8 protein-coding genes are annotated in these 9,443 nt (G+C 41.6%); 4 read left to right on the top strand and 4 right to left on the bottom strand.

The genetic code is table 11. From position 1 onward, the window contains the following. Positions 1 to 39 precede the first annotated feature (39 nt). Positions 40 to 561, bottom strand: coding sequence for an acetyl-CoA carboxylase biotin carboxyl carrier protein (gene accB, locus AN486_RS07440; protein ID WP_190382194.1), 522 nt, complete (start codon positions 559 to 561; stop codon positions 40 to 42). Positions 562 to 873: 312 nt separating this feature from the next. Further along, positions 874 to 1,431, bottom strand: a complete 558-nt coding sequence (efp, locus tag AN486_RS07435; RefSeq protein ID WP_053540265.1) for an elongation factor P — start codon at positions 1,429 to 1,431, stop codon at positions 874 to 876. A 287-nt stretch (positions 1,432 to 1,718) separates the two neighbouring features. Between efp and AN486_RS07430 the strand changes: the two genes are divergently transcribed. Continuing rightward, a complete protein-coding gene (locus AN486_RS07430) occupies positions 1,719 to 2,825 on the top strand; it encodes a peptidylprolyl isomerase (RefSeq protein WP_053540267.1) in 1,107 nt (368 codons plus the stop codon). Between the two features lie 393 nt (positions 2,826 to 3,218). On the opposite strand, the gene AN486_RS07425 is transcribed toward AN486_RS07430, so the two are convergent. Further along, the gene (locus tag AN486_RS07425) at positions 3,219 to 3,872 is read right to left on the bottom strand and encodes a type I restriction endonuclease subunit R (RefSeq protein WP_053540268.1); all 654 of its coding nucleotides are present in this window, start codon (positions 3,870 to 3,872) and stop codon (positions 3,219 to 3,221) included. Between the two features lie 61 nt (positions 3,873 to 3,933). On the opposite strand from AN486_RS07425, the gene thiL reads away from it, so the two are divergent. Then, complete coding sequence (gene thiL / locus AN486_RS07420) at positions 3,934 to 4,977, top strand: thiamine-phosphate kinase (protein ID WP_290599923.1); 1,044 nt, start codon at positions 3,934 to 3,936, stop codon at positions 4,975 to 4,977. Between the two features lie 120 nt (positions 4,978 to 5,097). On the opposite strand, the gene AN486_RS07415 is transcribed toward thiL, so the two are convergent. Beyond that, positions 5,098 to 6,111, bottom strand: coding sequence for a type I glyceraldehyde-3-phosphate dehydrogenase (locus tag AN486_RS07415; RefSeq protein ID WP_053540270.1), 1,014 nt, complete (start codon positions 6,109 to 6,111; stop codon positions 5,098 to 5,100). 597 nt (positions 6,112 to 6,708) lie between these two features. On the opposite strand from AN486_RS07415, the gene murC reads away from it, so the two are divergent. Continuing rightward, the gene (gene murC, locus AN486_RS07410; protein WP_290599920.1) at positions 6,709 to 8,169 is read left to right on the top strand and encodes a UDP-N-acetylmuramate--L-alanine ligase; all 1,461 of its coding nucleotides are present in this window, start codon (positions 6,709 to 6,711) and stop codon (positions 8,167 to 8,169) included. Between the two features lie 173 nt (positions 8,170 to 8,342). Next, entirely contained in the window at positions 8,343 to 9,353 is a 1,011-nt protein-coding gene (gene murB / locus AN486_RS07405; RefSeq protein WP_290599918.1) for a UDP-N-acetylmuramate dehydrogenase, read from the top strand. Positions 9,354 to 9,443: the final 90 nt, after the last annotated feature.

Here is a 9,443-nt window from a genome sequence, read left to right as displayed (position 1 = left end):
CCCTACTCCCCCTACTTCCCCGACTTCCCCATTTAATACTTAATCAGGGTTAATTCTCATTAAAGGCTGACCATATTCTACTGGTTCACCATTTTGAACTAAAATTTCCATCACCTGTCCAGAGACTTCGGCTTCAATTTCGTTCATTAGCTTCATAGCTTCAATGATACAGACACTTTGACCAGCTTTGACGCGATCGCCTACCTCCACAAACGCTGCTTCTCCTGGGGCTGGGGAACGGTAAAATGTCCCTACCATTGGTGATGGTACTTCAACTAATTTTTGATTAATTGGTGAAGAAGAATGAGGAGGTTGTGCGACTGAATTATCAACAACTTTATTGGTTACAGCCCCCTCAGTGGAACTTGGTAAGGCTGTAGATACTAACTGGGTTACACCAGCACTCACCACACCATTAACTGTTCCTGGAGCATTATTGCTAAAACTGACAGCTTTTCGGACTGTTAGCTCAAATTCATTATTTTTGAGGGTAACTTCCGCAATATCTGTTTGGGCAATAGTTACTAATAGCTGACGGATTTCATTAAAGTCTAATGTCACAATTATTTTACCTCGACCTAACTGTTAAATTAAAATTCTAAGTAAGGCAGGGATTTAATCCCTCTATAAAAAAGGGATTGAAATCATTAGCACCAATTTTAGATTTTGGACTTCGACTTCGCTCAGTCGACTTCGCTCAGTCGAACGATTTTAGATTTGGGATTTTATGGCAACTTTCCAGGTAATTAAGAACTCAATTGACATGAATTAAACTTATGCCACCACAGGGTTTTACCCCTGACGCTGACTCCTAATTGCTGACTCCTGCTCTATTCCTCACTATTCCAAATTGGTATCAAAAAAAGAGGAAAATTATTCCCTGCCTAAATACTTATCTTCTCTGGTATCAATCTTAATCCGTTCCCCTTGGGCAATAAACAAAGGAACCATGATAGTTGCCCCAGTTTCCAGGATTGCGGGTTTAGTACCACCTGTAGCAGTATCACCTTTGACACCGGGATCTGTTTGCACAATTTCCAAAACTACAGAATTAGGAAGTTCTACTTCTAGGACTTGTTCGCCCCAGCGAATCACGTTAACTTCCATACCATCTTTGAGGTACTTGACGCGATCGCCAATTTGCGCTGAAGTTAATCTACCTTCCTCATAGGTTTCCATATCCATAAAGATAAACTCATTGCCCTCTTTATAGGTATGTTGCATCGTCACTTTTTCCAAAGTTGCCTGGGGAACGCTTTCTCCAGCCCGAAAAGTTTTTTCTAACTGTTTCCCACTTTGGACGTTTTTCAGTGTTGTCCGCACGAAGGCAGAACCCTTGCCTGGCTTAACGTGAAGGAAATCTATCACGCGCCAAACCGAACCATCTAATACAATTGAAACACCAGGTCGAAAGTCGTTACTAGAGATCATGAAACTTTCAAATTTTGCAAGACAATCGGCATTTATTGTACCCTTCCAGCGTCATAATTGGTTAGTTGTTATTTGTCAGTTGTTATTTGTCAGGGAAGAGGGAACAGGGAACAGGGAACAGGCAAAATTAATATTTCTTCCCCTACTTCCCCTACTTCCCCTACTTCCCCTACTTCCCCTACTTCCCCTACTTCCCCTGCCTCTTCAATCCCCAGTCCCCCAATGTGGGAAGATAATCAATAAGTTACTTCCAGTCAACACTTTGATGCTGAAGAAAGGGAAATTTCATGTTGAACTTATTTAAGTCCTGGGTGAAGAACAGCCTAAAGGTAATATTGCTATTAACAATATTTTTAGGCACAAGTACGGCTGGGTGGACTCCCGCTAGTAACGCCGGCTTACCAGCAGGAAACGCAATTACCGAAGGTAAGGCTTTGTTGCGCTATGCACTGCCAATAGATAATCAACCTGTCCGTAAACTGCAAGCCAGTTTAGAGGATATTTCTAACCAACTGCGGGCAAATAAACGATGGGGTGCAGTTAATAATGACCTCAAGCAGGCATTGCGGATACTCGATAAACCTTCCCAAATATTAGCAAGCGTTCCGGAAGAACGCCAACCTCAAGCCGAAGCTTGGATGACTGAATTGAAATCTGGCATCATAGAACTGCAAGAAGTGGTTAAAACTAAACGAAAAGAACCCATTCTTGACGGTAGAGCTAAATTACTCAATCTTGTCAGCTTGTTAGAAGAATCAATGGTGAAGGAATTCCCCTTTGAAGTCCCGGCTGAGTATAGTAACTTACCTCAACTCAAAGGACGCGCTAGGATTGCTTTCAAAACTAATAAAGGTGATTTGACTGTAGTTGTAGATGGCTATAGCGCTCCCGTGACTGCTGGTAACTTTGTTGATTTGGTACAAAGAGGTTTTTATAACGGTTTAGAGTTCACCCGTTCGGAAGAATCTTACTTTCTCCAAACCGGAGATCCTGTAGGTAAGGAAGTCGGTTTTATTGACCCTCAAACTGGCAAATATCGGGCTGTTCCTTTAGAAATTTTGGTCAAGGGCGAAAAAGAACCAACCTACGGTATTACTCTCGAAGAAGCTGGGCGTTATTTAGATATGCCAGTTTTGCCTTTTTCATCTTTTGGTGCTTTAGTTATGGCACGTCCAGAAAATGAAGCTAATGGTGGTTCTTCTCAAGTTTTCTTTTTCCTTTTTGAACCAGAACTTACTCCCGCAGGACGTAATCTTTTAGATGGTCGTTATGCTGTTTTTGGTTATTTGACTGAAGGTAGAGAGGTTTTAGATAAACTCAAAGCTGGTGATAAAATTGAATCAGCAACTGTTGTTAAAGGAATTGAAAATTTAGTTCAGCCTCAAGCAGCTTAATTAATTATTGAAGAAAAAGATCCCCGACTTCTTTAAGAAGTCGGGGATCTGACTCTTGCAGTGTTCACAAATCAAATAACGTCTTTCAATTAGTTCTTGAGTGTATCCATTATTTTCCTTAATTTAGCTAGAACGTTTTTTTCTAAACCTGTAGACCAACGATATTTATAGCTTTCATGCTTGTATATACTCACCTTTTCTCTGAGGTTTTCTATATGTTCTATCAGTTCTGCCAAATCTTTTTCAGTTTTAACACCCCTAACAATACCAGCAGTCTTTTGATGTCACTCATTTGGTAAACTAAAAAAAATAACTATCTGTAGTATCCCCTAATTTTGACAAAAACTTGCATAACCAACCATTGTACGGGTTATCGCGCTTGATGCAATACAATTAAGAGGGCGCAGGCCCTGCGCCCCTACAGGCTTCTCCTAATCGTTTTAAAATTTGCAACACTTCAGCTAATTCATGTCGGCGGGGAAATAGGGAAAATGTGCGTGATACGTCATATTCAGGATTGTCTGTGATAGCTAGTTTAATAAATATAAATTCATCGCCATTTGTAGCCATACCAAATACTGATTTATCCCGGTGGGGAGTAGTTAACATATAGGCTAATAACTGCGGTATTGCTGCGACAACTGGAATGCTATTTCGTTTAGATTCAACCACAAAAATCCAAAGTTTTTCCTGTACAACTAGGACATCAATAAAACCACGAATTGTTTCTTCTGGTTCTTCAATTTCTAAATTTATGCCATAGGGTGAACGAATTCGGTAAGGTGAATCTAGAAAACCTGCAAGTTCCAAAAGTGGTGAAACGACTAAAAGATTAATTGTCCCTTCTAATAATAGACCATCAATGCGATGATAATCATAACGCTGTTTAATGCGAGTAACACCCGATTGTTCTTGTGTATTAAGTTGGGGTAAGTCTGTCAACCATTCGTTAAAAAAGTTTTCATCTTCTGCTTGGTGTAAGTGACAACGAGTTTGTAAATCACTCAAACTTTTAATGGTATCTGTAATGCCAACAGTAGAAACCATCTCAATAGTCTCCTAGATGATACTTTGATTTTAGTCTGTAAAGTAATCAGTAAATTTAATTATGAATAATGATTTATCTTCCCTACGAGTTCGAGATATTGGTGAACAAGGTCTTTTAGAAAGATTACAACGCTTTTGTCCACCCGATATCATTGGTGATGATGCCGCAGTATTGGAAACCTTACCAAATCAATCTTTAATAGTCACCACAGATATGCTCGTTGACGGTGTGCATTTTAGTGATGTTACCACCTCCCCAGAGGATGCTGGTTGGCGGGCTGCGGCGGCTAATTTATCCGACTTAGCAGCTATGGGGGCGACTCCTATGGGCATAACTGTGGGATTAGGTTTACCTGGAGATGTAACTGTAAATTGGGTAGAGCGACTATATCAGGGCATGACAGAATGCTTATCAAAATATCATGTTCCCATAGTAGGTGGTGATATAGTGCGATCGCCCATTACCACTTTAGCAATTACCGCCTTTGGTCAAGCCAACCCCAATTTCATCATCCGTCGTTCCACAGCCCAAGTAGGAGATGCTATTGTGATCACAGGTATACATGGAGCGTCCCGTGCGGGTTTAGAATTACTCTTAAATCCCGAAATAGGTTACAACCTCAAAACAGCATCCAAGGCAGCCTTAATCACCGCCCACCAGCGCCCCAAGCCACGTTTAGATGTCTTACCCATACTCAAAGAAATTCTCACCTCCCCCTGCCCCCTGCCCCCTGCCCCCTGCCTTTTCCCTATCTCTGGCATGGATAGTAGCGACGGTTTAGTAGACGCAGTATTACAAATTTGCCGAGCCAGTCAAGTCGGTGCAGTTATAGAATCTAGTAAAATCCCCTTACCATCAGCCTTTGAAGAGTGGCTAACACCAGAAAAATCATTAGAATATGTCCTCTACGGTGGCGAAGATTTTGAATTAGTCCTGTGTTTACCACCCGAACCAGCATTAGCATTAGTGCAAAAACTAGGCACAAGTGCAGCCATAATTGGCACAATTACCCCAGGCTCAAACGTGATTTTACACCAAGAAAAAGCAGAAATCCCCGACCAAGTTCTCAGCCTCAGCCAGGGATTTCAACATTTTGCTCAGTAGGGGCGCAGGTCTTGCGCCCATCCCATGTAGGTCTTGCGCCCATCCCATGTAGGGGCGCAGGGCCTGCGCCCATTCCGTTAGTCAGTGGTCTTCAAACAAAGGACAAAGGACAAAGGACAATTAAACCCATTTTTCAGCTACTAATTCCGCCAAATCAAGAACACGTTGGCTATAACCCCACTCATTGTCATACCATGCCATAACCTTCACCATGTCATTGCCCATAACGATAGTCAAGCTGGCATCAACAACAGAAGATTCATCTGTACCTTGATAGTCAGAAGATACAAGTTCCAATTCGGTGTAACCCAAAATGCCTTTGAGAGGACCTTCAGCAGCCTCTTTCAGCGCTTGATTAACTTCTTCGGTAATAGTGCGCTTTTCAGTTTGCACTACAAAATCCACCATAGAAACGTTAGGGGTAGGTACACGCAAAGCCACACCATTTAACTTACCCTTCAACTGAGGAAGTACCAAAGCTACTGCTTTTGCTGCACCTGTAGAAGTGGGAACAATGTTGATAGCTGCTGCTCTAGCCCGACGCAAATCACGGTGGGAAGCGTCTAGTAAACGCTGATCACCTGTGTAGCTGTGGGTAGTGGTCATTATGCCTTTAATGATACCAAATTTTTCATCTAATACCTTGGCAATAGGAGCTAAACAGTTGGTTGTACAACTAGCGTTACTGATGATGTTATGTTTGTTGTGGTCATAATCATGATGATTTACACCGACGACAAAAGTACCATCTTCATTTTTACCAGGGGCTGTAATCAAAACCTTTTTAGCCCCGGCATTTACGTGCCTCATTGCCCCTTCTTTGCTGGTAAAAACACCTGTTGATTCGATAATCAGGTCAATTCCCCATTCTTTCCAGGGCAAGTTATCTGGGTTGCGATCAGATACGCATTTAATTGTATTTCCATTAATTGTGATGGAGTTATCATCAGCACTAATATCTACACCTTTCAACCTGCCTAGCATAGAGTCATATCTAAGCAGGTGAGCATTAGTTCTAGGGTCGGATGTGTCATTAATCCCGACCAGTTCGATATTGCTATTTTCTCTGCCCACCCAGCAGCGTGCAAAGTTACGTCCAATGCGCCCGAAACCGTTAATTGCAACTCTAATCACAGTGTCTTGCCCTCTGTATTTATGCCTATAAGTTGATATCGTTGACCCCAATCATATCGCAAAGAGGGTGGCCATTTATAACCAGAAAGTTTTAGATCAACAAAAAAATACAGAAAGGAGTTCAGAGTTCGGGGTTCGGAGTTCGGAGTTCGGAGTCAGGAGTTAGAAAGAAGAAGAAAATTCCCTGTTCCCTATTCCCAATGATGATTTTTATAAATTGAACAATAATTTCACTACCAATGTACTATTGTAGTCAATTCCGACAGAGGCTTTTAGTAAGTAATGCAAGTTGCTGTCTTTAAACCCATGCTACTTAGTTCTAAAACAATCATAACAAAATGTATTTAAATTTACACAATTTTCTTTCCCGATGTAGCAGAAATTTTCAGAATAATCTTATGGGCAGATTAAAAACAGCAAGAATTTTCGACCGGGGGGTAATCTGGCTCACAGAGCAAAACGAAAGTCAAAATTTAATCATTCAGCAGGGATGAATATTTTGGATGGCATAGTTAGGATCTGTAACAATCAAAATCCTGTTATGATACGCGTGTCTTATGTGGTTCTGGTGTGGTGTGGTGTAAGAGGTAAATAAAAATGAGTAATTCTATAGATTTTAGTGGCAGACCATTTCATTTCATTGGGATTGGTGGGATTGGAATGTCTGCTTTGGCTTATGTTCTAACTAAACGCCAATTGCCAGTATCCGGTTCAGATTTACGTGCTAACCATATTACGCACAACTTAGAATCCCTGGGCGCTCACATTTTCAGTAAACAAGAAGCCAATAATTTGGCATTTTTTCTGTCAGAAGTAACGGCTAATACCGTACCATTAACTGCTCCAGAAAAGTTGTCTGCTGTGAAAACCGCTTTACCCCAAGTGATTTGTTCTACAGCTATTAATGCTAATAATTTGGAGTATAAAGCGGCTCTAGAATTAGGTTGCCCCATTTGGCATCGTTCTGATGTTCTCGCGGCTTTGATTGCTGATTACTACAGTATCGCTGTAGCAGGAACTCATGGCAAGACCACTACTAGTAGTATGATTGGCTATATGCTATTGCAAGCTGGGCTTGATCCGACAATTTTGGTCGGTGGTGAAGTTAAGGCTTGGGAAGGTAATGCTAGAATGGGTGCAAGCCGTTATTTAGTAGCAGAGGCAGATGAGTCCGATGGTTCTCTGGTAAAACACGCTCCAGAGATTGGTATTATTACTAATATTGAATTAGATCATCCTGACCACTATGAGACATTGGAAGAGGTGGTTGATACCTTCCAAACCTTTGCTCAAGGTTGCAAAACTTTGGTGGGTAGCATTGATTGTGAGACAGTGCGTGATAGGTTTAAACCAACCATTACCTATAGTCTTTACCCAGATAAAGGTGCTGATTACACCGTTACCAATATAGATTATCGTGCTGATGGCACAACAGCTTTGGTATGGGAAAAGGGTAAAGCCTTGGGTTTGTTAAATTTACAGCTATTGAGTCATCATAACCTCAGCAATTCTCTAGCAGCAGTAGCTGTGGGTAGAGTTTTGGGATTAGAATTTGGAGAAATTGCCCAAGGTATTGCTACATTTGAAGGTGCAAGACGACGGTTTGAGTTCCGAGGTGAGGCGGCTGGGGTGACTTTTATTGATGATTATGCCCATCATCCTAGTGAAATTCGCGCTACTTTAGCCGCTGCTCGTCTTCAAGCTAGACCAGGACAGAGGGTAGTTGCTATCTTCCAACCTCATCGTTACACGCGGACATTAACGTTTTTAGAAGAGTTTGCTGAGTCTTTTTCTCATGCTGATTTAGTTGTGCTGACGGATATTTACAGTGCGGGTGAACCTGATTTAGGACAAGTGAGTGGACAGGATTTAGCTACTGCGATTAGTAAACACAATCCTGAAGTAGTTTATCAACAAACTTTATCTTTGGTTAGTGAGTTTTTACTGCAAACCTTATGTCCGGGGGATTTGGCACTGTTTTTAGGTGCGGGTAACTTAAATCAGGCTATTCCGGAACTGATTACCATCATGAGTGAACCAGCGATCGCCACTTCTTAGACTAAGAACTTCACTCTAGTAGTGTTGTCATCAATTCACTGCCATGAACAAAGATTCACCGATTCAGGAATAAAACCCTGTTGTCTTCTGAGTTTCACAGTTAATTGATGTCCTCACTATCTTGTCTGTTGCTATAAATAACAAATGTCAAAAATTCACTAATTGAATTAAAAATGATAACTTCCCAGGGATTTGGCAAAATCTGCGAATTTTCTAATTTCACTCCACAACTGCAAACAAAAGATGATGTGGATAATAGTAAATTAATTTATCTACCAGGGACGAATTGTCCTTTAAAAACCCATACTTCTTTGTCAGCGTTTACTTCTTATCGAGTTGGTGGAGAGGCTGAGTGCTATGTTTCTCCCTATGATTTAGAGGCGTTACAAGTAAGTATTGAGTACGCAAAAGAAAATAATTTAGCAATCACAGTATTGGGTGCTGGTTCTAATTTGTTGGTGAGCGATCGCGGCATACCCGGTCTAGTCATCGCCACTCGTCATCTCCGGTCTAAAAACTTTGACCCAACTACAGGTCAATTAACTGTATCCGCCGGAGAACCTATCCCGACTCTAGCATGGGACGCAGCCGCTTTAGGATGGGAAGGATTAGAATGGGCTGTGGGTATTCCTGGAACTGTGGGCGGTGCAGTGGTAATGAATGCTGGAGCGCACAATAGCTGTATCGCAGATATGTTGGTTAGCGCTCAAGTTCTTTCTCCAGATGGAACTCTGGCAACTCTCACCCCGGAGGAATTAGGTTACACATACAGGAGTTCACTCCTCCAAGGTCGTAAGCGGATTGTAACTCAAGCCACCTTCCAACTGCAACCAGGAGCAGATCCTGTGCAAGTGACAGCTAGAACTAAGGAACATAAAAAACACCGACTCAGCACTCAACCCTACAGCTATCCTAGTTGTGGCAGTGTGTTTAGAAATCCTAAACCTTATTCTGCTGGTTGGTTAATTGAACAAACCGGACTCAAGGGTTATCAATTAGGAGGAGCGCAAGTCGCCCAACTTCATGCTAATTTTATCGTCAATCGGGGAGGAGCTAAAGCCAGCGATATTTTCTCCCTTATTCGTCATGTTCAAAATGAGGTGCAAGAACGCTGGTCAATTTGGCTAGAACCAGAAGTGAAAATGTTGGGTGAGTTTCAGTTAAATATAGGCAAGAGGCAATAGGCAAGAGGCAATAGGCAAGAGTAATTAAATTACCAATTACCAATTACCAATTACCAATCACCCATCACCAATGACTAATCGCATCTATAA

This window comes from Anabaena sp. AL93 (assembly GCF_001672085.1).
Lineage (GTDB): Bacteria > Cyanobacteriota > Cyanobacteriia > Cyanobacteriales > Nostocaceae > Dolichospermum > Dolichospermum heterosporum.
The sequence above is the reverse complement of the archived record's forward strand: the minus strand, read 5'-3'. Positions and strand labels throughout refer to the sequence as shown.